The sequence below is a fragment of the Scandinavium sp. NPDC088450 genome (assembly GCF_044900545.1).
Taxonomy (GTDB): Bacteria; Pseudomonadota; Gammaproteobacteria; order Enterobacterales; family Enterobacteriaceae; genus Scandinavium.
In genome coordinates, this window is sequence record NZ_JBJDNI010000020.1 from 15,204 (window position 1) to 39,407 (window position 24,204).

17 protein-coding genes are annotated in these 24,204 nt (G+C 55.4%); 6 read left to right on the plus strand and 11 right to left on the minus strand.

The genetic code is table 11. The features are described 5' to 3' along the window. Nucleotides 1-44 precede the first annotated feature (44 nt). Both ACI2I2_RS16795 and ACI2I2_RS16800 read left to right on the plus strand, forming a co-directional pair. Nucleotides 45-806: a transcriptional regulator gene (locus ACI2I2_RS16795; protein WP_404658921.1), complete on the plus strand. Its 762-nt coding sequence runs from the start codon at nt 45-47 to the stop codon at nt 804-806. After that, nucleotides 793-1,263, plus strand: a complete 471-nt coding sequence (locus ACI2I2_RS16800) for a hypothetical protein (RefSeq protein ID WP_404658922.1) — start codon at nt 793-795, stop codon at nt 1,261-1,263. Before ACI2I2_RS16795 ends, ACI2I2_RS16800 begins: the two co-directional genes overlap by 14 nt. Here ACI2I2_RS16800 and yegS read toward each other — a convergent pair. The 8 genes from yegS to ACI2I2_RS16840 all read right to left on the minus strand — a co-directional run bounded on the left by yegS (nt 1,260) and on the right by ACI2I2_RS16840 (nt 14,992). Continuing rightward, nucleotides 1,260-2,159, minus strand: a complete 900-nt coding sequence (gene yegS, locus ACI2I2_RS16805; protein WP_404658923.1) for a lipid kinase YegS — start codon at nt 2,157-2,159, stop codon at nt 1,260-1,262. The two genes, ACI2I2_RS16800 and yegS, sit on opposite strands and share 4 nt — an antisense overlap. Nucleotides 2,160-2,424: 265 nt before the next feature. Continuing rightward, nucleotides 2,425-3,789: a tRNA 5-hydroxyuridine modification protein YegQ gene (gene yegQ / locus ACI2I2_RS16810; RefSeq protein WP_404658924.1), complete on the minus strand. Its 1,365-nt coding sequence runs from the start codon at nt 3,787-3,789 to the stop codon at nt 2,425-2,427. Nucleotides 3,790-3,995: 206 nt separating this feature from the next. Continuing rightward, nucleotides 3,996-4,718 carry a two-component system response regulator BaeR gene (gene baeR, locus ACI2I2_RS16815; protein WP_404658925.1) on the minus strand — a complete coding sequence of 241 codons (723 nt, stop codon included), beginning with the start codon at nt 4,716-4,718 and terminating at the stop codon, nt 3,996-3,998. Next, nucleotides 4,715-6,136 carry a two-component system sensor histidine kinase BaeS gene (gene baeS / locus ACI2I2_RS16820; RefSeq protein WP_404658926.1) on the minus strand — a complete coding sequence of 474 codons (1,422 nt, stop codon included), beginning with the start codon at nt 6,134-6,136 and terminating at the stop codon, nt 4,715-4,717. The genes baeR and baeS overlap by 4 nt, the downstream gene beginning before the upstream one ends. Further along, a complete protein-coding gene (locus ACI2I2_RS16825) occupies nt 6,133-7,548 on the minus strand; it encodes an MFS transporter (RefSeq protein ID WP_404658927.1) in 1,416 nt (471 codons plus the stop codon). The genes baeS and ACI2I2_RS16825 overlap by 4 nt, the downstream gene beginning before the upstream one ends. A 2-nt stretch (nt 7,549-7,550) precedes the next feature. Further along, nucleotides 7,551-10,628, minus strand: coding sequence for a multidrug efflux RND transporter permease subunit MdtC (gene mdtC, locus ACI2I2_RS16830; protein ID WP_404658928.1), 3,078 nt, complete (start codon nt 10,626-10,628; stop codon nt 7,551-7,553). Continuing rightward, nucleotides 10,629-13,751, minus strand: a complete 3,123-nt coding sequence (locus ACI2I2_RS16835) for an MdtB/MuxB family multidrug efflux RND transporter permease subunit (RefSeq protein WP_404658929.1) — start codon at nt 13,749-13,751, stop codon at nt 10,629-10,631. After that, nucleotides 13,751-14,992, minus strand: coding sequence for an MdtA/MuxA family multidrug efflux RND transporter periplasmic adaptor subunit (locus tag ACI2I2_RS16840; protein WP_404658930.1), 1,242 nt, complete (start codon nt 14,990-14,992; stop codon nt 13,751-13,753). The genes ACI2I2_RS16835 and ACI2I2_RS16840 overlap by 1 nt, the downstream gene beginning before the upstream one ends. Nucleotides 14,993-15,282: 290 nt before the next feature. Between ACI2I2_RS16840 and ACI2I2_RS16845 the strand changes: the two genes are divergently transcribed. Then, the gene (locus ACI2I2_RS16845) at nt 15,283-15,342 is read left to right on the plus strand and encodes a type I toxin-antitoxin system Ibs family toxin (RefSeq protein WP_108418456.1); all 60 of its coding nucleotides are present in this window, start codon (nt 15,283-15,285) and stop codon (nt 15,340-15,342) included. Between the two features lie 100 nt (nt 15,343-15,442). Here the strand turns inward: ACI2I2_RS16845 and yegD are convergent, their stop codons facing one another. Next, nucleotides 15,443-16,795: a molecular chaperone gene (gene yegD, locus ACI2I2_RS16850; protein ID WP_404658931.1), complete on the minus strand. Its 1,353-nt coding sequence runs from the start codon at nt 16,793-16,795 to the stop codon at nt 15,443-15,445. A 135-nt stretch (nt 16,796-16,930) separates the two neighbouring features. Between yegD and alkA the strand changes: the two genes are divergently transcribed. Continuing rightward, nucleotides 16,931-17,773 carry a DNA-3-methyladenine glycosylase 2 gene (alkA, locus tag ACI2I2_RS16855; protein ID WP_404658932.1) on the plus strand — a complete coding sequence of 281 codons (843 nt, stop codon included), beginning with the start codon at nt 16,931-16,933 and terminating at the stop codon, nt 17,771-17,773. On the opposite strand, the gene ACI2I2_RS16860 is transcribed toward alkA, so the two are convergent. After that, nucleotides 17,770-19,017, minus strand: a complete 1,248-nt coding sequence (locus tag ACI2I2_RS16860; RefSeq protein WP_404658933.1) for an MFS transporter — start codon at nt 19,015-19,017, stop codon at nt 17,770-17,772. The two genes, alkA and ACI2I2_RS16860, sit on opposite strands and share 4 nt — an antisense overlap. Before the next feature lie 219 nt (nt 19,018-19,236). Continuing rightward, a complete protein-coding gene (locus ACI2I2_RS16865; RefSeq protein WP_404658934.1) occupies nt 19,237-22,560 on the minus strand; it encodes a diguanylate cyclase in 3,324 nt (1,107 codons plus the stop codon). Between the two features lie 341 nt (nt 22,561-22,901). Here ACI2I2_RS16865 and udk point away from each other — a divergent pair, with 341 nt between their 5' ends. Together udk and dcd are read left to right on the plus strand one after the other, a co-directional pair. Continuing rightward, nucleotides 22,902-23,543 (plus strand): uridine kinase, encoded by a 642-nt coding sequence (udk, locus tag ACI2I2_RS16870; RefSeq protein ID WP_312627665.1) that lies wholly within the window; start codon nt 22,902-22,904, stop codon nt 23,541-23,543. Nucleotides 23,544-23,615: 72 nt separating this feature from the next. Beyond that, complete coding sequence (gene dcd / locus ACI2I2_RS16875; RefSeq protein ID WP_330982397.1) at nt 23,616-24,197, plus strand: dCTP deaminase; 582 nt, start codon at nt 23,616-23,618, stop codon at nt 24,195-24,197. Nucleotides 24,198-24,204: the final 7 nt, after the last annotated feature.

Here is a 24,204-nt window from a genome sequence, read left to right on the forward strand (position 1 = left end):
CTAACTTCAGCTATATTGACAAAAATCCACATTCAGGGAGCACGATGGCAAAAATATACTTGCTTGGGGAAAGTGTTATCTTTTGGCCCGAGCGTAATGTCCTGCACGCAAAATCTGATGAGACGAAACGCTTATCACTAAGCAATCCGGCAAGTCGCTGTTTACTCTTATTAATTCAACAGCAAGGGCAGGTGATTGAGCGCGAGTATTTCTTTCAGCACGTCTGGATTAATAACGGCGCACAGGTCAGCAATAACACCTTCTACCAAAATATCTCTTTACTGCGTCGCGCATTTAAAGAATTTGGGCTGAATGAGGAGCTGATCGTTACCGTCCCGAAGGTGGGGATTCGCCTTGAGCCACAACTGGAAGTCGAAGAGCAGGAAAGGGAGGAACCCTTGCCTGACGAGCCTTCTGTTGCGGTTTTGCCGGTAAAATCAGCGCCGCCAGTCAGGCGCTGGAACTCGCTGTATTGGGTACTCGCCGGTGTTATCTGCTGTTTACTTGCCTCGGGTGTAGCCTGGCAATCACAGTTCGATTCCCGGTTAACGCGTTACGTGCCGCTGGGCGTTGAGAAAGGCTGTCACTGGTATGTGAATCAGGATGTCCTGAAGTTTGATAAACATCAGCAATTTATTGCGGACAGCACCCTCGATTGTGAAGGCTATTCGTGGGTTTATTTAACACTGTATTCCAATTTCCCCCGTATCTCGGCATTAACCTGTCGGCAGGAATACAGCCGCTGGCGTGATAATGACTGTGTCACACACTATTATTTCACGGAGTCCAGAAATGTGGGGGCGTAATATTAAGTGGATTGCGGGGCTGATTATTGCGGTGGCAATCACTTTGGTTGCAACGTTAACGTTACAAAATTGGCAGCGTTCGCATTTCGATTGTGCGGGTGAGCTATTGATGGAATATCCTGATATTCGTGGTGATATCTCTGTCAGATATGTCTTTAACGGCGCACGCGGCGTGGCTATTTTACGCGGGCAAATAACGGATAACGAAGGCAAGACGCTGGCGGTGAATCAGAATGTGTGGTTTAGCTTCACCCGCAAAGCGAACGATTACTTCCTGTTATCGGAGAATGTTGCTTCCAGCGGCGGCGGCACGGCTATCCATCCGCTGCTGGCGAGAACGCTGCCAGATTTCTACCTTAAGCCGAAAGAGCCGTTCTACTTCAGCATCCTGCGGCTTAACAGCAGCAGCTGGCAGTTTTACACCAGCCGTTCTCCTTCCGTGTTCTGCGAACGTTAACGCAGCAAAGGACAACCCGGTGGCAGGCGGCAGCGCAGGGCATTGGGCAAAATATCGATGCGGAATTCGCGGCCCGTTTGCGGTTCACCATCCAGATTAAAGGTGATGTCGTGCGGCGCGGTGATTTCAAACCAGGAAGAAATGCCATCGATAAGGTTCGGGCTTTCTTCCGGGCGAGCCAGCGTGGAGAAGAGGGCAGGCAACAGCTCTTCTCCGGTGAAAATACGGAGATGCAGCAAACCGTCATTGATCAGCGCATCCGGGCAAAGCTGCTGGCCGCCACCAGCCTGACGGCCGTTACCGATGCCTATTACCAATGCATCACCTTGCCAGTGGAAATTTTCACCACGAATTTCACAGCGGTCCGCCTTCAGGGTGTCCATGCGCATCAGGCCATGAATCAAATAAGACACACCGCCAAGCGCCGCCTTGAGCTTTTCCGGCGTCTCGCTGGTAATGCGCGTGCCAAACCCGCCGGTCGCCATATTGATAAAACAAGTGCGGTCATTGACGCGGGCAATATCAATGGCGGTGGCATTCCCGGCAATCGCAAGCTTCAGCGCTTTGTCCATCGCGTCCGGAATGCCCACGCTGGTGGCGAAGTCATTGGCGGTGCCCAGCGGCACGATGCCCAACGCTGGGATATTCTCGCCTTCGCAATGAACTAACGCCGTCGCCACTTCGTTAATGGTGCCATCACCACCGCCAGCAATGACGGTCGCGACACCCAGCTGGCGCGCCTCATCCAGATAACGAGCCGCATCGCCTTTTTCCCAGGTGACACGCACGTGAATCTCCACCCCTTCATCACGCAGCTGAAGTATTGCTTCACGCAACTGCGGGTTACCGGCACCTTTGCCGTTCAGGATCAGTAAGCTGGCAGGGAAGTCGGTCATCTTTTTATCCAGTTATTCAACATGATAAAAGTGTATAGCAGGAGTCGCGTTTGTGCCTGAGGAATAGACTGAAAGCGGAAGGTATAGGACGCAGAAAAAAATAAGCCCGCGTAAGGGAGATTACGCAGGCTAAGGAGGTGGTTCCTGGTACAGCTAGCATTTATGGGTTATGTTTTTCAGCGTCAGGGATAATACCCGCATTAAACGAAACGGTATGTGATCCGATTCTAAGAATTATCCCTGAGCGAAAAATAACCAGAATTAACTACTTACCGTGTGGATTGACGGTGGTTTGCTCGCCGACGAAATTGCGCATCAGCAGCGCATAATCCAGGCTAATTTCTTCCGGTACCGGGATCCACACCGTGTGACCATCGCCCGGGGCGACGTCGGTTGGCTGGCCCTTGCTGTTTTCCATGTGCTCCAGCACGAAATTGATGTTGCCCTGTGGGGTCATCAATTCCAGGCTGTCGCCTTTCAGGAATTTGTTTTTTACTGCGACGGCAGCCAGATTGCCTTTGCGCTCGCCGGTGAAATCACCGACAAACTGCTGGCGCTCGGAAACAGAATAACCATGCTCGTAATTCTGATAGCTTTCGTGGGTGTGACGACGCAGGAAGCCTTCGGTGTAACCGCGATGCGCCAGGCCTTCGAGAGTTTCCAGCAGCGTGGTATCAAACGGTTTACCGGCAGCGGCATCGTCGATGGCTTTGCGGTAAACCTGTGCGGTGCGCGCGCAGTAATAATAGGACTTGGTACGACCTTCAATTTTCAGCGAGTGTACGCCCATCTGCGTCAGGCGCTCAACGTGTGCGATGGCGCGAAGATCTTTGGAGTTCATGATGTAGGTGCCGTGCTCGTCTTCGAACGCGGTCATGTACTCGCCCGGACGTTTGGCTTCTTCAATCATAAACACGCTGTCGGTCGGTGCGCCTTCACCCAACGTTGGCTCGATATTCTGCACGGGGATCGGTTCGTGTTTGTGGACGATGTTACCCACATCATCCTCTTTGCCTTCCTGAACGTTATATTCCCAGCGGCAAGCGTTGGTGCAGGTGCCCTGATTCGGGTCACGCTTGTTGATATAACCGGACAGCAGGCAGCGGCCGGAATAGGCCATGCACAGTGCGCCGTGAACGAAAATCTCGATTTCCATTTCCGGTACCTGAGCGCGAATTTCTTCGATTTCTTCGAGCGACAGTTCGCGGGAGAGGATCACGCGGGTCAAGCCCATTTGCTGCCAGAACTTCACGGTAGCCCAGTTAACGGCGTTCGCCTGAACAGAGAGATGGATATCCATCTGCGGGAAATGCTCACGCACCAGCATAATCAGGCCTGGGTCAGACATGATCAGCGCATCCGGCCCCATATCCACAACAGGTTGCAGATCGCGAATGAAGGTTTTCAGCTTGGCGTTATGCGGCGCGATGTTCACCACCACGTAGAATTTTTTGCCTAAGGCATGCGCTTCGTTGATACCGAGCTGCAAATTCTCATGGTTGAATTCATTATTGCGCACACGCAGGGAGTAACGCGGCTGGCCAGCGTAGACCGCATCGGCACCATAGGCGAAAGCGTAACGCATATTTTTCAGCGTTCCCGCCGGGGAGAGGAGTTCCGGTTTAAACATGATTTTCTCGTTCTGATGACAGGTCAGACTCGCCTCACAGGGTAAGGCGATTGGGGGAGTCCCCCTACTTTAAGGGCGGGAATTGTAGCGCTGCGGGCGGGGGGAGTAAACCTTTTGCGTTCAGGTTATGCCCAGTTGTAGGCCGGGTAAGCGCCAGCGCCACCCGGCAATCCGCCACCCGGCAATTGCAGGCCATCCGGCAAAACCTAAGCCAGGCGACAGGAATCCGCTTCCCAGCGATAACCCACGCCATACACCGCGCGGATAAACGACTGCTCAGCATCCTGCGCTTCCAGCTTGCGGCGCAGGTTTTTAATGTGGCTATCGATGGTGCGATCGGTCACGACGCGATAATCATCGTAAAGGTGATTGAGCAACTGCTCGCGCGAAAACACTTTCCCCGGTTCCTGCGAAAGGGTCTTCAGCAGGCGGAATTCTGCAGGCGTTAAATCCAGCACCTTGTTGCGCCACGAGGCCTGAAAGCGGCTTTCATCGACAATCAGCGGGCTCTCCCCATCCAGCACCTGCAACTCACGATGTGGGCGGCAACGACGCAGAATGGTCTTCACTCGCGCCACGACTTCACGCGGGCTGTATGGCTTGCAGATGTAATCATCCGCCCCGATTTCAAGCCCCAGAAGACGGTCGATCTCTTCGATTTTGGCGGTCACCATCACAATCGGCACTTCCGAGAAGCGGCGAATTTCGCGGCATAAGGTCAGGCCGTCAGTGCCTGGCAGCATCAGGTCCAGCAAGATCAGGTCCGGCGGCGACTGGTGCACAAAATTCAGCACCTTATCACCGTGATTAATCAGCGTTGGCGCATAGTTGGCGGCCAGCAGATAATCAATCAACAGCTGCCCAAGCTTGGGCTCATCCTCAACAATCAGGATGCGCGGGGTTTTATCATCAATCGGTAGCTCGGTCATACATTTCCCGGTAAATCGCGGTCCAGAGGTAACTCTACTTTAATGCTTACCCCACCAAAAGGCGAATGCCCGGCGCGGAGGGAGCCGCCGTGCGCCGCCACAATATTCACGCAAATGGCGAGCCCTAATCCTGAGCCGCCACTGGCCCGATTTCGCGAGCCTTCCGTGCGATAAAAGCGTTCGCACAGCCTTTCCAGTTGCTCATCACTGACACCAGGGGCGCTGTCAGAGAACGACAGCGTGATGTGATGCTGTGCTTTTTCGGCTGAAATCTGCAGCTGACCGCCGCTGTCGGTGTAGCGCAGGCTGTTTTCCAGCAGGTTGTTGAACAACTGCATCAGGCGGTCACGGTCGCCAAAGACGCTGGCGCTTTCCGGTAGCTTGAGGTTCAGGTTAAGTCCGCGGCTGGCGAAGCGTTCGCGGAAAACACCGGCGGCCATTTCGATGAGCGAGATGAGATCGACCGGGGCTTTCTGGTAGGCCAGCGCACCTTCATCGGACATCGACAGCTGATGCAGGTCATCCACTAATTTCGTCAGGGTACCGACCTCGGCCTGAAGTGAGGCTACGGATTCTGGCGTGAACTTCCTTACACCGTCCTGGATGGCTTCCAGTTCCCCACGCAGCACCGCCAGCGGCGTTCGCAGTTCGTGGGAGATATCAGCCATAAAATCGCGGCGCATTTGCTGATTGCGCTCAAGCGTGCTGGCGAGCTGGTTAAAATCCTGCGCCAGTCGGCCCAATTCGTCAGAGCCTGTCGAATCCACGCGAGTCGAAAAATCGCCCGCTGCAAGACGATGTGTGCCTTCGACCAACCGTTTGACCGGAGCCAGTAATCCGCGAGCCAGTGGGAAAGTCGCCAGCGCGGCAAGCAGGGTGGAAAGGGCGACAATCAGCCAACTGGTGCGGCGCTGCTGACGATCAAAGTTGATATCGGTATTCCGCGTCAGGCGTTCAACCGGCGAGGCAATCACCGCACCTACTTCAACCCCGTTGACCATGATGCCGCGGCGTGTGCCGTCTGGCGGAATAGGGGAGCGTGGGCCGACCATCACTTTGGCATTCTGATCGACAACCCAAAACTGTGTACGCCAGCCGTGTGGCGGCATTCCCGGCCCCGGGCCTGGCGGGCCTCCGTGCTTATCGTCCGGGCCATCATGTTCAAAGGAGCGCAGGATTTGGAACACAAAACGGTCGTTGCCACGCAGGAATTGCCAGTTGCCGTGCGTTTCGTATTGCTCGCCCAGCGCGTCGCTCAGCATTTGCAGGCGCTGCTCGTTTCCTCGCTTGATGTAATCGATAAAGCCATGCTCAAAACTCAGGCGCACCGCCCAGTGCATGCTGATCAGCAGCACAATACAGGTGGCGAGAATAGCGAGGAAAAGCTTCGCGGTAATACCTGGGCGCCAGAATTTCACGGCTCGCTCCTTTTGCGTCTTGCGATAATCACGTTTTTACTGATGTCGTCGGGCACACGGGCAAAAATCAGCGCCGGGAGCGCAATGATTACGGCCATGCTGAGATAGGTGTACAAGAAGACCTGATGCGACACGGCGCTATCGACGCTGATATGGTGCTGACCGTACATACCCAGCAGTAAACCCGCCACGGTGACGCCGATACTCATTGAAAGCTGCATCACCATCGACAGCATGCTGTTGCCGCTGCTGGCGAGATCGTCCGGCAGCTCTTTAAGCGTCAGAGTGTTCATCGATGAGAAGCGGCTGGAGTTGATCATCCCTTGCAGGAACAGCACCACCGGCAGCAGCCAGTACCAGCCCATCAGCGCCGTCGCCATAAAGACCAGACTGATGAGCGCCAGGCCGAGCGTGGCGGTGATCAGCACCCGGCGATAGCCAAAGCGGTTCACGACCTGCACCACAATGCGTTTCATGCCCATACTGCCCATCACCATCGGGATCATCATCAAGCCCGCGTGGAAGGGCGAAAAACCGAGACCAATCTGTAAGAACACGGGCGTCATGAACGGCAACATGCCGCTGCCGATGCGCCCGGCAAAGCTGCCTGAAAGCCCCAGTGAAAAAATACGGTTTTTGAAGAGGTCGAGACTGAATAACGCATTGTCATTGCCGCGGGCATGCCAGAGGTAAAACAGCAGGGAAAGCACGCCGACCGCGACCAGCAGGGCGAGCATCCACGGTGTAATGCCCAGCCCGCGCTGACCGTCGAGTGCCAGCGTCAGCGTTGCCATGCCGAGCGCCAGCAGGATAAACCCTGAGATATCAAAACGTCGGGTCTGCATGGTGTAATTCGGCATTAGCCACAACGTGGCAATAGCGCCAATAATGCCGACCGGAATGTTGATCAGAAAAATCCAGTGCCACGAAGCGTATTCCACCAGAATACCGCCCAGCGCCGGGCCAACCAGCGGGCCGACCTGGCCGGGGATCGTGACAAACGTCATCGCCGCCATATATTGGTCACGCGGCACAATTTTCATCACCGTCAGCCTGCCGACCGGCACCATCATTGCGCCGCCAATCCCCTGTAGGACGCGTGACATCACCAGTTCATTGAGCGTGTTTGACTGCGCGCAGAACACAGAACCCGCGGTAAACAGCACAATGGCCGTGAAGAAAATGTTGCGCACGCCGATGCGGTCGGCGAGCCAGCCGCTGGCAGGCAGCATCACCGCCACAGTCAGCACGTAGGCGACGATGACCATATGCATATGCAACGGGCTCTCCCCCAGGCTTTTCGCCATCGAGGGGAGGGCGGTATTAACGATGGTGGTGTCCAGCGCCTGCATAAAGAAGCCGAAGGCCACAATCCACAGTTGCCAGCGTACGCTGGCGGGCAGCTCTTCCATAGTTACTCAATCACCGTTTGACGAGATTTACGCGTAAAACGCAACCGCAGGCGGTCGAAGAACAGATACACCACCGGCGTGGTGTACAGCGTCAGCAGTTGGCTCATCACCAGACCGCCGACAATCGTAATGCCGAGCGGTTGGCGTAATTCAGACCCATCGCCCCCGGAAAGCACCAGTGGCAGAGCGCCAAACAGGGCGGCGAGGGTGGTCATCATGATCGGGCGGAAACGCAGCAGGCAGGCCTGGAAAATGGCTTCTTCCGGCGGCAGATTGCCGTTGCGCTGCGCCTCAAGGGCGAAATCGACCATCATGATGGCGTTCTTCTTCACAATGCCTATCAGCAACATGATGCCGATTAACGCAATCAGGCTGAAAGGCGCGCCGAACAGTTCCAGCGCCAGCAAGGCACCCACGCCAGCGGAAGGCAGCGTCGAGAGAATGGTCAGCGGGTGAACATAGCTCTCATAAAGGATGCCGAGCACGATGTAGACCGTCGCAATCGCCGCGATAATCAGGATCACCTGCGAGTTCATGGTTTGCTGGAACACCTGCGCGGTGCCCGCAAAACTGCCACGAATGGTTTGCGGGACGCCAAGCTGCGTCATGGTGCGGTCAATCACATCGCTCGCTTCCGACAACGATTTTCCGGTCGGCAGGTTGAATGAGATGGTTGAGGCCGCAGAAAGCCCTTGATGGTTGACCGACAGCGGCGCGTTGGCCGGTTGCCACTTCGCAAAGTAAGAGAGCGGAATCGCTTTGCCTTCACTGTTGATGACAAACATCTGGTTCAGGGCGCTGATATCCTGGGTATATACCGGGTCGACTTCCATCACCACTTTGTACTGGTTCAGCGGCTGGTAGATGGTCGAAATCTGCCGTTGACCAAAGGCATTGTTCAACAGGCTGTTCGCAGCTTCGACGTTAATTCCCAGCCGTGCCATGGTTTCGCGGTCATAGACTAAATCCATCTCCGCGCCGTTGTCCTGTTGGTCCGAGTTCACGTCGGCGAGTTCGGGCAGCTTCGACAGCGCGGTGGTGATTTTTGGCGTCCATTCGCGTAAATCCGCCAGATTGTCTGAAAGCAGGGTGTACTGATACCCGGCATTGGCCTGACGGCCGCCGACGCGAATATCCTGCACCGCCATTAAGAACAGGTTTGCGCCGGGCTCTTTAGCGAGCTTTTTACGCAGACGGTCAATGACCTGCTGGGCCGTTTCGTTACGTTCACTGCGCGGCTTGAGGGTGATAAACATCATCCCGCTGTTCACGCGCGAGCCGCCGGTAAAGCCTGTGACGTTGTCCACGGCTTTATCTTCACGAATAATTTTCATGAAGTCTTGCAGCTTGCCGCGCATCGCCTGGAAAGAAATGCTCTGATCGGCCTGAATATTGCCCATCACCACGCCGGTGTCCTGTTCGGGGAAGAACGTTTTCGGAATGGAAATGTACAGCCAGACATTCAGCGCGATGGTGGCGAGCAACACCACACCGACCAGCCGTGCGTGGTTGAGCACCCATTTCAGTGATTTGCCGTAGCCCTGCTGCATGCCTACCAGCAGTTTGCCGAAACCGCGATTACGCGTTGGCTGATGTGGGCGCGAAGATTTCAGCATCCAGCCGCACATCATTGGCGTGAGCGTGAGCGACACCGCCAGTGAAATCCCGATCGCTACAGAAAGCGTGACGGCAAACTCGCGCAGTAAACGGCCGGGCAAACCGCCCATCAACAATAACGGCAGGAAAACGGCGACCAGTGAAACGCTCATCGACAGCACGGTAAAGCCTACCTCGCGGCTGCCCTGAAGCGCCGCCTGCAACGGTTTCATTCCTGCTTCCAGATGGCGTGAAATGTTCTCCAGCACCACAATTGCGTCATCGACCACAAAGCCGGTGGCGATGGTCAACGCCATCAATGACAGGTTATTGAGACTGAAGCCGCAGAGATACATGGCGGCAAACGTGCCGATAAGCGATACCGGCACGGCCACGGCAGGAATAATCGTGGCGCGGCCTGAACGCAGAAACAGAAAGACCACCAGAATAACCAGCGCGACGGAGATGATCAGCGTTTGTTCCACTTCATCGAGTGAGGCGCGAATGGTCGGGGAACGATCCTGAGCAATTTGCAGGTCAATGGAAGCCGGGATTGTCTCTTTCAGGTCCGGTAATTTCGCGCGGATAGCATCGACGGTCTGGATGATGTTGGCTTCCGGCAGCTTGCGGATCATCAGCAAAATCGCCGGTTTGGCGTTGGTCATCCCCGCGTTGCGCACGTCCTGCACGGAGTCGATGACGTTCGCGACATCGCTCAGCCGAACGGCGGAACCGTTGTTGTAATGAATAATCAGCGGCTTGTATTCTGCTGCCGTTTTCAGCTCGTCATTGGTGGCGAGCTGCCAGCGCTGAGAACTGCTTTCAATCGCGCCCTGAGGGTTACGCACGTTGGCACTGGTGATGGCTGAACGCACATCGTCGAGCGAGACGCCCTGGTTAAACAGCGCCTGAGGGTTCAAATCAACACGAACCGCGGGCAGAGAACTGCCGCCCACATCGACATCGCCCACGCCGTCAATCTGGGAGATGGTTTGTGCCAGCTGTGTGGACGCAAAATCATACAGCTCGCCCTGCGAATAGGTATCCGAGGTGAGCGTCAGGATCATTATTGGCGCATCGGACGGGTTCGCTTTGCGATAGGTTGGGCGGCTTGGCATTCCCGTTGGCAGTAAGCTTTGAGCTGCGTTGATAGCGGCCTGTACGTCACGAGCCGCGCCGTTGATATCGCGATCAAAATCGAACTGCAAGATGATGCGCGTGCTGCCAAGGGAACTCATCGAAGTCATTTCGTTGACCCCGGCGATGCGACCCAGAGAGCGTTCCAGCGGTGTTGCCACGGAAGAGGCCATGGTTTCCGGTGAAGCGCCTGGCAGGGAGGCGCTGATCATGATCACCGGATAATCCACCTGCGGCAACGGAGCCACCGGCAGCAGCCGGAAGCCCAGTACGCCGCACAGGGTGATAGCAAGCGAGATTAAAATCGTCGCTACCGGGCGGTAAATGAAGAGGGCATAAAACTTCACTTACGCCTCCTCTTCACGCGACGGCAGTCTGCTTTTCAGGTACAGCGACAGACGGTCAAACAGCAGGTAAATCACCGGCGTGGTAAACAGTGTTAACACCTGACTGACCAGCAAACCGCCGACCATACCAATGCCTAATGGACGGCGTAATTCCGCGCCAACGCCGGTGCTCAGCATTAACGGCAGTGCACCCAAAAGTGCTGCCAGCGTGGTCATCAGAATCGGACGGAAACGCAGCAAGCAAGCCTGATAGATGGCTTCGCGCGGCGGCATGCCCTGTTCGCGCTCTGCGGCAAGCGCAAAGTCGATCATCATGATGGCGTTCTTTTTCACGATACCGATAAGCAGAATGATGCCGATGATAGCGATAACGTCCAGTTCACTGCCGGACACCCACAGTGCCAGCAACGCGCCGACACCTGCTGTTGGCAGCGTTGAGAGAATGGTAATGGGGTGGATAAAGCTCTCGTACAAAATGCCGAGCACGATATACATCGCCACCACAGCAGCCACGACCAGCCAGACGGTGCTGCCCAGAGCGGCCTGGAACGCCAGCGAACTGCCCTGGAATTCGGTACGAATATCTACTGGCAGGTTCAGCGTTTTTTCTGCATCCATAATTGCCTGCACCGCATCGCCCAGCGAGGAATCCTGCGCCACGTTAAAGGAAATGGTGGTCACCGGGAACTGATCGAGATGGTTGATGGACAGCGGCGTGAAGCGTTCTTCCACTTTGGCGATGGCATTGAGCGGCACGATACCGCCACTGCTGCTGGTGATGCGGATGTTATCCAGCGCCGACAGCCCTGGCGTTTCGCTGGTGTCATGTTCCAGCACCACGCGATACTGGTTCGACTGGGTATAAATGGTCGAAATCAGACGCTGACCAAAGGCGTTGTACAGCGCGTTATCGACATCCGCCATGCTAATGCCCAGACGGCTTGCGCTGTCGCGGTCAACGTTCACGTAAGCCGCAAGGCCTTTGTCCTGCCAGTCGCTGCTGACGTCTTCCAGTTGTGGCAAGGTTTGCAGTTTTGCCATCAATTGCGGCACCCATTCGCTGAGCGCATCCAGTGAGTTAGCCTGCAGGCTGAACTGATACTGCGTGCGGCTGACGGTGGTGTCGATGGTCAAGTCTTGCGTCGGTTGCAGGTAAAGCTCAATGCCTGGAACCCTGTCGATGGCATGTTGCAGACGACGAATCACTTTCTGCACGCGGTCATCACGTTCAGAAAGCGGCTTGAGATTGATTTGCAGTCGCGCGCTGTTCAGTGCCGGGTTAGTGCCGTCCACGCCGACAAACGACGTCAGGCTTTCGACCGCCGGATCTTTCAGGATGATCTCAGAAACCTGCTCCTGACGCTGCGCCATGCTGGCGAAAGAGGCCGATTGAGGTGCCTGGAGCGTGCCCTGAATAATGCCGTTGTCCTGAATCGGGAAGAAGCCCTTGGGAATAAAGACCCACAGCAAAATTGACAGCGCCAGCGTGCTCAGCGCCACGCCCAGCGTCAGCCAGGGGTGATTCAGCACTTTGGCGAGCATTCGGCCATAGGCGGCAATGACCCGCTCAAAAAAGCGTTCACTGGCACGCGAGAAACGGTTCTGCTTGCGTAGCGATTCGTGGCTCAGCATGCGGGCGCACATCATCGGCGTCAGGGTGAGCGAGACGATGGCTGATATCAGGATTGCCACCGCCAGCGTTATCGCAAACTCACGGAACAAGCGGCCAACAATATCGCCCATAAACAGCAGCGGGATCAGCACCGCAATCAGCGAGAAGGTGAGCGAGATAATGGTGAAGCCGATTTCGCCAGCGCCTTTCAGTGCAGCCGCCATCGGTTTTTCGCCTTTTTCGATATAGCGCGAAATGTTCTCGATGACCACGATCGCATCATCGACCACGAAGCCTGTGGCGATGGTCAACGCCATTAACGTCAGGTTGTTGATCGAGAAGTCAAGGAACACCATCACCGCAAAGGTGCCGACCAGTGACAGTGGCACGGCGACGCCGGGGATAATGGTCGCCGGGATATTACGCAAGAAAACGTAGATGATCATGACAACCAGCGCGATCGCCAGCATCAGCTCAAACTGTGTGTCCCTGACGGACGCGCGGATGTTGTTGGTGCGGTCAGACAGCACTTTAACCTGCACGGATTTCGGCAGGCTGCTGGTGAGCTGCGGCAGCATCTGCCGGATGCTGTCAGCAGTGGCGATGATGTTGGCCCCAGGTTGGCGCTGGACGTTCATCACAATCGCCTGCTGCTTATTAGCCCACGCACCAAGCCAGCTGTTTTCAGCGCCTTGCTCGATAGTTGCCACAGCGCCAAGCCGCACGGGCGCGCCATTCTGATAAGCAATAATCAGGTTGCGATACTCTTCGGCGGACTGCATCTGATCGTTAGCAGACAGCGTAACCGCGCGGGTAGGGCCGTCGAGACTGCCTTTTGCCGAGTTAACGTTGGCGTTGGTGATAGCTGTGCGGACAGTTTCACTGGTAAGGCCCAACGCGGCGATGGCCTGAGCATTGAGTTTTACGCGAACGGCAGGGCGTTGACCGCCCGCCAGCGTTACGAGGCCGACACCAGACACTTGCGAAATTTTCTGTGCGACACGCGTTTCCACCATGTCTTCAACCTGCGTCATCGGCAGGGCACTGGAGGTGACAGCCAGGGTCATGATTGGCGGATCCGCCGGGTTCACTTTGCTGTAGACCGGCGGGTTCGGTAAATCACTCGGCAGCAGGTTGGTGGCGGCGTTAATCGCGGCCTGCACTTCCTGCTCAGCGACATCCAGCGACAGCTCAAGCTGGAACTGCAACGTCACGACGGACGCGCCGCCCGCACTTTGGGAAGACATCTGTTTCAGGCCAGACATCTGCCCAAACTGGCGTTCAAGCGGGGCGGTGATGGATGAAGTCACTACATCAGGGCTGGCACCAGGGTAGAGCGTAACCACCTGAATGGTCGGGTAATCCACTTCGGGAAGGGCTGAGACAGGCAGAAAGCGGTAGCCGATGATCCCTGCCAGCAAAATGGCGATCATCATCAGCGTGGTGGCAACCGGACGCAGAATAAACAGGCGGGACGGGCCGCCTGTGTTGCCAGGAGGTAAGACTTGCATCAGGAGCGAGCTCCTTTTTTACCGCTCTGTTCTGCGGCAGGTTTTTCCGCTGCGGCGCTATGCGCTTCGACAACTTCGACCTTCGCGCCTTCGGTCAGACGGTCAATCCCGTCGGTCACCACTTTGTCACCCGCGGAAAGCCCTGCATTAATAACGACTTTCTGGCTGTCCTGAATGCCCGGTACCACGATGTGTTTGCTGACTTTGTTTTCATCGTTCAGCACCCAAACAAAGTTGCCTTCATTGCCCATTTGTAAGGCGGCGGTGGGAATCACAACGGCATGCTGCTCGGTGTCGACTAACATCCGCGCGTTAACGAACTGATTCGGGAACAGCGCGTCGTCCAGATTATCGAAGCGTGCTTTCAGCTTGATGGTGCCTGTGGTGGCGTCAATCTGGTTATCGAGGCTTAACAACGAACCGCTGCTGAGTTTCTGCTTGTTGGTGCGATCCCAGGCTTCGACCGTCAGGCTTTTCCCCGCTTTCTGGGCTTGCACGACAGTGGCGATGTCATTCTCCGGCAGCGTGAACACCAGATCGATAGGGTGAGTTTGGGTCAGCACCACAATACCGGTGGTGTCGCTGCTGGAAATCTGGTTGCCAATATCGACCTGTTTCAGGCCGACACGCCCGTCAATTGGTGCGGTAATTCGCGTCCAGTCTAACTGCAACTGAGCGCTGGCGACGGCGGCTTCATCCGCTTTGACGGTGCCTAAACTTTCGGTGACCAGAGATTGTTGGGTGTCCATTTCCTGACGTGACACCAGGTTGGTTTTGACCAGCTGCTGGTAACGAGACAAATCCCGACGGGCATTGGCTAGCGTGGCGTTGTCCTTCGCTAACTGGCCCTGGGCCTGAGCCAGGGCAACTTTAAACTGGCTGGGGTCGATTTCCGCGAGCAAATCGCCCGCTTTCACCTGCTGACCTTCCTGGAAATGCAGCGCTAAAAGCTGACCATCGACGCGACTGCGTACTGTGACGGTATTAGCAGCGGTGATTGTCCCGAGTCCGGTCAGATAGCGTGGTACCGCCTCGCTGGTGGCTGTAGCTGCCTGAACAGGCGCAAGCGCACCGCTGAAGCGCCCGCCATGACGGCCTCCGCCTGCTTTGGGAGCCTGAGCCGTGGCAGTGGCCGCACCGTTATCAGACGCACTGTGACTGTGCCAGTAAAACACCGCGGCACCCGCCACAACCACTACACCCAGCGCTAGTAACCAGCGCGATTTATTGCTGCCTTTCATCGTTATACGTATCTCGTCCTGAAACCTTTCACCGAATGATACTAGTTTAGTAACGGAACACCCCGGAATAATGGAGGAAATATGAAAGACTGTCTGGAAACGTCTGAATGCGGGGTGATTTACGAGGCGCCTCGTAAAAGCGGATGAAAAGTAAGCGGGTAGGTGAGCGGCGAGGTAAAGTCATCGCCAGCCGCATTGATGCTGAATGTCTGGCTGATAAGGAAGTTAGCAAGGGGCTAAAACAGGAAAGCCCCTCCTGACGAAGGGGCTTAACAAAAGGAAAAAGGGTTATGATGAAGCTCGTCATCATACTGGTCATTCTCTTAGTGATTAGCCTACCAGCTTACTAAGAGACCAGAGGGGGGAGAAATCCCTCCTCGCCCTTTACCCTTTACGTTAGGTTGAAAAAGCAGCGAAGTCAATCCTCGCTTTTCGAGCAGGATCGCGATTTCAGGCAAAAAGAGTCTGCGCCCAGCGAGCCAGACCTGCCGTTACGGAACCAAAGTCATCACCACCGGCAATTTCAATCCCCGGCAACTGCTGGGCTAACGCTTTTTTGATCAGAGGTGAACGCGCGCTACCGCCAGTCAGGTAAATCACGTCAGGTTTTTCCTGGCCATTATCCAGCGCCAGTTGCACTTGCTCAAGAATGCGGGTCAGAGGCTGATTCAACGCGTTTTCGAGGCCCATCAAATCAATATCAGCCGCCAGCGTCGGGCTAAGGAACGGCAGAGTCGTGGTGATTTCGGCCTTATCGGAGAGCGCGATTTTGCTCTCTTCCGCACTGCGAACCAGACGATAGCTCAAGCGCTGTTGCCACGTTTTCAGCAACAACGTAACTTTATCGGTATCGCGTGCATCACGCACCAGATCCCGTAACATGCGGCCATTCGCCGTGCTGTAAAAATCCGTTTGTGCCGGAACATCGTTTATCGCCACTGCGTTCCACCACGGTAGCACCGGCAGGGCGATCCCTTTTTCTGTCTCGCCCCCCATGCCGAGCAAAGGCATCAGGCATTTAAAAGCCAGCGCAATATCCAGATCGTTACCGCCCACGCGGCAGCCGCTGTGTCCTAGAAGGCTGCCTTCTCGATCACGACGCGAACGCCATTGCGGGCCCATCAACAACAGTGAGCAGTCGGTCGTTCCGCCGCCGATATCGACGACCAGCACGCGTTTTTCCTGCGTGAGTGTCGCTTCGAAATCGAGGCCTGCGGCGACAGGTTCGTACTGGAACACCACATCGCGGAAACCGGCGCGCATTGCCGCGCGTTCAAGAATGCCCTGAGCCTGGTCGTTGGCGTCGTCACCGCCCAGCCCCTGAAAGTTAATCGGGCGGCCAATCACGGCCTGAGTGATGGCTTCAGGCAGTTGAGTTTCAGCCTGTTGCTTGATGTGTAACATCATGGCGCAGACCAAATCTTCGAACAGCGCAACCTGCTGCGGCTTCAGACCGCTGGCACCCAGGAACGATTTAGGGGATTTAACGAAGTAAACTTCTTCCGGGTCATCAATATACTGGCGCAGTGAAGAGAGGCCGAACTGCACGCTGTTACGCTGCACGTCGATATCTTCATCGCGGTTATAGCGGATAGCGCGGCGCAACAGGGCTTCTGTTTCATCCCCGGTCGCAGGCACATCGTGTTGGCGATAAAGCCATTCGCTTACCGCTTCGCGCGTCGGGGCGCACAGCATTGATGGCAGCAAGGTGCTGCCGTTTTCCAGCGTTAAAAGCTGAGGCGAATCGCCTTTCATGACGGCAACTGAACAGTTAGCCGTTCCGTAGTCAAAACCAATAAACACCTTAAAATTCCCCATGCCAGTGAAGAAAGGGCGACGACTTTAGCCGAATGTGGCCTGGGCGACAAGTCACAATATGAAAGCAAGGCGAGAAAGGCACGAAGCGGTTATCCTGTAGTGACTTACCGAGGAGAGACAATGTTGAGTTTAGCGTGGCAGCCCCCGTATGACTGGGCCTGGATGTTTGGCTTTCTTGAAGGCCGTACCGTTGAGGGCGTTGAGCGTTTCGAAGGCGACACCTACGTTCGCTCGTTCGCGCTTGGGCCACATCGCGGCATTATCCGGGCCACGCCGAACCCTGAAACGTCAACGCTGGCGGTGAGTTTGTCCGCAGGATTATTGCCGGTAACAGAGGAGTGTCTCGCGAAACTGGAGCAACTCTTCGATTTACGCTGTGACCCGCAGCAGATTGCTATGGCGCTTGGGGAACTGGCCGCGGCAAGGCCGGGGTTACGCCTGCCAGGCTGTGTTGATCCTTTTGAGCAGGGCGTCAGGGCGATTTTGGGGCAACTGGTTAGCGTTGCGATGGCCGCCAAACTCACCAGCCGGGTGGCGAAATTGTACGGTACACCGCTTGAGGAAGCGCCAGATATGGTGTGTTTCCCCACCCCGGAACAGCTCGCGGTAGCTGACCCACTGGCGCTGAAAGCATTGGGTATGCCGGTTAAAAGGGCGGAATCACTGATTCATCTGGCGCAGGCGGCACTCTCCGGGGCACTTCCTTTGCTGCCGCCCGACAACGTGGAAGTGGCGATGAAAAATCTGCAAACCTTCCCGGGCATTGGCCGCTGGACAGCCAATTACTTTGCCCTGCGTGGCTGGCAGGCGAAAGACGTGTTCCTGCCAGACGACTATTTAATTAAGCAGCGTTTTGCCGGCATGACGCCTGCGCAAATTCGTCGCTATGCCGAACGCTGGCAACCCTGGCGTTCCTACGCGTTGCTGCACATCTGGTATAGCGACGGTTTTCAGCCTGACTAATGCGTGTGCTGTTCCCGGGCAGAACCCTGAGGTTGATGCCCGGAGATAACCACGCCACGCGTTTCCCGACCAAAAGCGACGAACAGACAAATCAGAATGGCCACCGTACCGGCCACTAACGCCATCGCCATGCCATAGTTTCCGCCATTCGCTTCCGCTATACGTGATTGCAGCGTGGCATTCACCGAGGCCAGTAAATTCCCTAACTGATAAACGAAGCCTGGCAGCACCGCGCGAGCATTCGCCGGAACCAGTTCGTTAAGATAGGTTGGCACCACGCCCCATGCGCCCTGAACCATAAACTGCATCAGGAAGGCGCCCAGCCCGATATTGAACGAGCCGGTTGAAAACGCCCACAGCGGCAAAACGGGCAGCGCCAGGAAAGCGGCAATGATCATCGCTTTTTTACGGCCGATTTTTTCCGATACCGTGCCAAAGAAGATACCGCCCAGCATCGCGGCGATGTTATAGCTGATCGCAATCAGACTCACGGTGTGCGGGTCAAATCCGTGCTGCACTTTCAGGAAGGTGGGGTAGAGATCTTGCGTGCCGTGGCTGAAGAAATTGAAGCACGCCATCAGCAATACCAGATAGAGGCACAGTTTCCAGTGGCTGCGTAACACCGGCAGCAGGGAAGTGCTTTCTTTACGCTCGCGAGCGGCCAGCCATACCGGGGATTCCGGCACTTTGAACCAGATGTAGGGCAGCAGGAAAACAGGCAGGGCGCCTATCAGGAACATTCCACGCCAGCCGACGGTCGAGTAAAACAGACCAAAGACGATCGACGCCAAAAGATACCCACAGGGATAGCCTGCCTGAAAAATGCCTGACATCAGCCCACGGGAACGATCCGGAATGGTTTCCATCGCCAGTGACGACGCCACGCCCCAAATCCCGCCCATTGCTATCCCGTACAGCACTCGTAAGACCAGGAATGTCGCAAAGGTCGGCGACCAGGCCGACAGCAGTTCGAAGATGCTAAAGAACAGAATGTTGAGCATCAGAACAGGGCGACGGCCAAATTTTTCTGCCATACGGCCGAAAATCAACGCCCCAATCGGGCGGACGGCGAGCGTCAGCATAATGGCTATCGACACCTCAGAGACCGAGGCATGAAACCAGTTGGCGAGGTCACTTAACACAAAGACCAGAATGAAGAAATCGAAGGCGTCGAGCATCCAGCTTGAGAAACTGGCGACGGCGACGTGTTTTTGAGTAGCAGTCCAGCTAAAAGGTGAGGTCATAATCATTGTCCTGAGAAAACAGTACGTCAGACGACCGGGGCAATCAGGTGGTGTGCGGGCAAGAAGTTCGACAGTACCTGTCGCCGGGGAAGGATTGTTTGTTAATCATTTGTATATTACATGTAAAGATAAATTAGTTAGCAGGATAATGGTTAGATTTTGTAAATTGCAGGAAGGGGTAAAGCAAGAAGGCCCGCCGCTACAGCGACGGGCAGGGGATCAGTTAATCGCGAAATAACTGGTGCTGAGCATCAGCTCAAGCGGTTGGCTATGGGCAATGGTGTCGCCGTAGAGTAAATCCACGCCGATACCGGAGAGCGTGTCCATCATCAGAGCCTGGTTCGACGGCCCGGCGATAGTCTTCATTCCCAGACGCTGAGCGTGCCCTTGCACAATGGTGACCATCATTTCGTCCATCAGGCTTGAGTGGACATTCCCGATAATCTCCGGATCAAGCATGATGTAGTCTGCTGTTCCGGCGGTGATAGGGTCGAACAACTCCAGATCCTGCCCAACCTGGCTGAGGATGATTTTGCAGCCTGCTTTTCTGAGCTGGGCCAGACCTTCCGCAACGCCAGCTTGCATCAGGCTGTCGGCGGCAATCACCAGATACAGCAAACGGGCTGGCATTCCGCTTTCTTTCAAACCGTCGAGCAACTCTTGCACCAGCGTCGGGCTCGTCAGGCCTGATGAGGAAAGTGGCAAGGTGATGCTTATCCCGCGAGCCGCAACGGTATTGGCCCAGCGGTTGAAAAACTCCTGATATACGCGGCGGTCCAGCGCGTGAATGAGTTCCGGGTCGGCTAGCCCTTTACGGAAAGCCTGTTCTTCCACCATCTCGCCTTCGCTGGTCCACAAGCGCAGTGACAGCAGCCAGAAATTGCTGCTCTCCGGCACCCGAGGGGAGGCGACGCCACGCGCCATTAGCACCAGATGGTTGTCTTTAATCATGTGCCATTGTTCGTCTAACGACATCATGCTGCGCTGCTGATGCAGCCGGTCCTGCTGAGGTTCATAAACGCTGACGATGCCGCGCCCGTTATTTTTGGAGGTGTAACAGGCGATATCCGCTTGTGACATCACTTCAGAAGCCAGATTGTTGCTTTCGTCAATCAACGTTATCCCGGCGCTGGCCCCGATGCGGTGCAAGCGGCCTTCCCACATAAAGTGGTAGTCGTTGATGGCCTGAATAATTCGCCCGGAAATATAACGAGCGCTTTCCACATTGCAATCCGGCAGCAGCAGCCCGAATTCATCGCCGCCAAGACGGGCCAGCACGTCACTGGTGCGCAGCATACTGAGCATCATTGCAGAAAGTTCACGCAGCAGCGCATCACCCGCCGCGTGGCCTGCGGTATCGTTCACCGCTTTAAAGCGGTCGAGATCGATAAATACCAGCGCATGGCGCTGATGAGTTTCCTGCACAGTTTGCAGCAGGCGCTTGAGGTGGTTTTCAAAACTGACGCGGTTAGCCAGATGAGTCAGGGCGTCGTGAGAGGCGCTGTAGCTAAGCTGGCGCAGCATCTTACGGGATTCGGTGACATCCTGAATAACCAGTACCGAACCGATATTTTGCCCGTCGAGGGTGCTGAGCGGTGTGATCGTATAGTGAATGTCGTAGCTGCCGCCGTTGCGACAGTGCAGCACCACGTCCTGTTCGATATCCGTGCGCGACATATCGCCGCTGTGAATGTTCTCCATCAGCGGGCCGTTATCGCCAAAGGTGATGCGCAGAACGTTGAGCAGTGGCTGTTTCATCGCCTGCTCCTGAGTCCAGCCGCTCATTTTCTCGGCGACCGGATTCATAAAGATGACGTTCATGTCGACATCGGTACACAGCACCGCTTCGCCGATGGAATCGAGCGTGATATGCAAACGCTCTTTCTCCTGGAACAGGGCTTCATTGAGCTGTTTCACCTCGGTCATGTCCATATTGATGCCGAGCAGGCGCTCCACTTCGCCTTGTTTATTCAACACCCGGTTAGCCAGCGAGCGAATATGGCGAATGCCTTCTTTCACCTGAATACGAAATTCCAGTTTGAACGGAGAACGGGCGCTCAGAGCGTTGCGGATAACGCGTTCCGCCTGTTCACGATCTTCTTCCAGCAGGCAATTGTGCCAGAGTTGCCACGTCGGTTTGATGTGTGAAGGGATCTCATACAACTCAAACATGCGCTTATCCCAGGAGATAAGGTCTGGCTCAAGCTCCCATTCCCAGATACCGATCCCGCCTGCTTCGTTGGCGAGCGTAATGCGCTCCATCAGGCGTTTGTTCACCCATTCGGTGTGCTTCAGATCGTTGATGTCTTCAATCTGGGCAATGAAATAGAGCGGAGTGCCGTCGGCGTGACGCACCAGCGAGACTGCCAGCAGCGCCCAGATAACATCACCTTTGCGATTGTAATAGCGTTTCTCCATGGTGTAGGTGTTGATTTCACCGTTCACCAGTTGCTCAAGCTGCGCCAGATCGTTCTCCAGATCTTCCGGCCAGGTCAGCTGCTGGAAAGTCATATTGCGCAGTTCATTCTGGGAGTAGCCCAGAAACTTGCACAGCGCCTTGTTGGCTTGCAACCACTGGCCTTCGGTCCCGACCAGCGCCATCCCGATGGCGGAATATTCCATCGCATTGCGGAAGCGTTCTTCACTTTCGGTAATGTGTTTGCGCTCTGCGCGGAAAGCGTACATCACCATGGTCATCACGTTGGCGGGGAGCAGCATCATCAGGAACGGCAGCCACGGCGCGTTGCTGAGCGCGAAAGCCTGAGTCGTATTCAGCGGCACAGGATTGGTCGCCATCATCAGAGACACCATCATGATGGTAATCAGGAACACGGCGAAAGCCTCCATTCGCGGCAGGCGAACGGCGCTCCACATCAGCAAAACGATAACGCAAGTGAATGGCCACGGTAGCCAGAGCATCGCCATCGCACTTAACGCGAGCGTGACGGCCAGGGTCAGTAACGTTTCTAACAGCAGGCGAGGATTACGGTGACGGTTAAGGTAGTGGTTTTTGTACAGCAGGCCCAGCGGAACCAGCGCCAGCGCGCCAATTGCTTCCGATAACACCCACACCAGCACGGTATGCAGCCAGTTATCACCCGGGAAGAAGATCATCACCAGCGCACCGCCCACTAAAGGCGGTACCACCGCACTGGCAATCGCCAGACGAACCCAGTCATGCAGATTTTGCAGCGGATTGTAGCTGGGTAAGAATTTACGCAGTAACAGCGCACCGATGACCGCCTCGACCAGGTTTATCGAGGTAAAAATGATGTTCAGCGAGCTGGCAGGGAACAGCAGCAGTGAGGCCAGAATGTTGCCCAGCGAACAGACAATCGCGATGGCCGGCCACATTTTTCCGGCATGACGATAAAACGCGACCATCATGATCGAGGTCGGGAACCAGACCGGCGCCAGAATGGTTCCAAAACGCGTCAATTCGAGCGAAAAAAGGGTGAAAATGAATGTCAGTAGCCCAAGGCTGACCATGCGCAATAAAGGATGAGTGGGCGTACCGGACGCTCGTTTTTCAGGTATCTTCATTAACCGCTTCCGCCAGGGCTTTCCCGCGAGGAATGTGCGAGGAACTGGCCTGAATTCATTAGGATGATAAATGGGATCATGCTAGTACAAACAATTTACATTTCCTATGGCATCTGTTCATTATTTAACAGCATTGAGAGATTAATTAACGAAGCGGGACAAAAATCGCCTTAACCGTCGGAAAAGTGAGCATCTTAATTTGGGAATAGTCACTTTTTGCGCCAACTCGCGTGAATGTTGTTTTCGACTGGTATCGCAAGGGGGAAATCCCTATAATTGCCGCGTTTGGCGCTCCGGCGCCACCCTTCCTCTCATCCAGGTTAATCAGGTCGCAAAAATTTATGACTGATAAGTCTCATCAGTGCGTCATTATAGGCATCGCCGGCGCATCGGCTTCGGGTAAAAGTCTCATCTCCAGCACGCTTTACCGCGAATTACGTGAACAGGTTGGTGATGAGCACATTGGCGTGATCCCTGAAGACAGCTATTACAAAGACCAAAGTCATCTGTCGATGGAAGACCGTGTCAAAACCAACTATGACCATCCGAGCGCGATGGACCACAGCTTGCTGTATCAGCACCTGCAAATGCTGAAACGCGGCGAAGCGATTGAACTGCCGGTGTACAGCTATGTGGAACATACCCGCATGCCGCAGACGGTCCATATCAAGCCAAAGAAAGTCATTATTCTCGAAGGGATTTTGCTGCTGACGGATGCCCGTCTGCGCGAAGAGATGAACTTTTCTATTTTCGTTGATACCCCGCTGGACATCTGTCTGATGCGTCGTATCAAGCGTGATGTGAATGAACGCGGCCGTTCAATGGATTCGGTGATGGCCCAGTACCAGAAAACGGTTCGCCCGATGTTCCTGCAGTTTATTGAACCGTCAAAACAGTACGCGGATATTATTGTCCCGCGCGGCGGTAAAAACCGCATCGCGATTGATATCCTCAAGGCCAAAATCAGTCAGTTTTTTGAATAATTCCCCTGAATTAGGTACTGTGCAGTGATGGCCCGGCATCAGCCGGGCATGATGCATCAAAGGAGATAGCGCATGCGTCTGTGTGACCGAGATATTGAAGCCTGGCTGGATGAAGGCCGTCTGGCGATTTCCCCTCGTCCTCCTGTCGAGCGTATTAACGGCGCCACGGTTGATGTACGTCTCGGGAATAAATTCCGGACGTTCAGCGGACACACCGCGGCGTTTATCGACCTTAGCGGCCCAAAAGCCGAAGTGAGCGCGGCGCTCGACAAAGTCATGAGCGAAGAAATTGTGCTGGCCGAAGGTGAAGCTTTCTACCTGCATCCGGGTGAACTGGCGCTGGCCGTCACATTAGAATCTGTCACCATTCCTGCCGATCTCGTCGGTTGGCTGGATGGCCGTTCTTCCCTCGCGCGTCTGGGCCTGATGGTTCACGTCACCGCGCACCGCATCGATCCAGGCTGGTCTGGCTGCATCGTGCTGGAATTCTATAACTCGGGCAAACTGCCGTTGGCGCTGCGTCCGGGCATGCTTATTGGTGCCCTCAGTTTTGAACCGCTGTCCGGCCCGGCTGCGCGTCCTTACAACCGCCGCGAAGACGCAAAATACCGCGATCAGCAAGGTGCGGTTGCCAGCCGTATCGACAAAGACTGACGTGTCG

Coding starts and splice junctions, on each gene's coding strand:
- ACI2I2_RS16795 (WP_404658921.1), top strand. CDS start 45: ATGGCAAAAATATACTTGCTTGGGGAAAGTGTTATCTTTTGGCCCGAG.
- ACI2I2_RS16800 (WP_404658922.1), top strand. CDS start 793: ATGTGGGGGCGTAATATTAAGTGGATTGCGGGGCTGATTATTGCGGTG.
- yegS (WP_404658923.1), bottom strand. CDS start 2,159: ATGACCGACTTCCCTGCCAGCTTACTGATCCTGAACGGCAAAGGTGCC.
- yegQ (WP_404658924.1), bottom strand. CDS start 3,789: ATGTTTAAACCGGAACTCCTCTCCCCGGCGGGAACGCTGAAAAATATG.
- baeR (WP_404658925.1), bottom strand. CDS start 4,718: ATGACCGAGCTACCGATTGATGATAAAACCCCGCGCATCCTGATTGTT.
- ACI2I2_RS16825 (WP_404658927.1), bottom strand. CDS start 7,548: ATGGAAGAGCTGCCCGCCAGCGTACGCTGGCAACTGTGGATTGTGGCC.
- ACI2I2_RS16835 (WP_404658929.1), bottom strand. CDS start 13,751: ATGCAAGTCTTACCTCCTGGCAACACAGGCGGCCCGTCCCGCCTGTTT.
- ACI2I2_RS16840 (WP_404658930.1), bottom strand. CDS start 14,992: ATGAAAGGCAGCAATAAATCGCGCTGGTTACTAGCGCTGGGTGTAGTG.
- alkA (WP_404658932.1), top strand. CDS start 16,931: ATGTTGAGTTTAGCGTGGCAGCCCCCGTATGACTGGGCCTGGATGTTT.
- ACI2I2_RS16860 (WP_404658933.1), bottom strand. CDS start 19,017: ATGACCTCACCTTTTAGCTGGACTGCTACTCAAAAACACGTCGCCGTC.
- ACI2I2_RS16865 (WP_404658934.1), bottom strand. CDS start 22,560: ATGAAGATACCTGAAAAACGAGCGTCCGGTACGCCCACTCATCCTTTA.
- udk (WP_312627665.1), top strand. CDS start 22,902: ATGACTGATAAGTCTCATCAGTGCGTCATTATAGGCATCGCCGGCGCA.
- dcd (WP_330982397.1), top strand. CDS start 23,616: ATGCGTCTGTGTGACCGAGATATTGAAGCCTGGCTGGATGAAGGCCGT.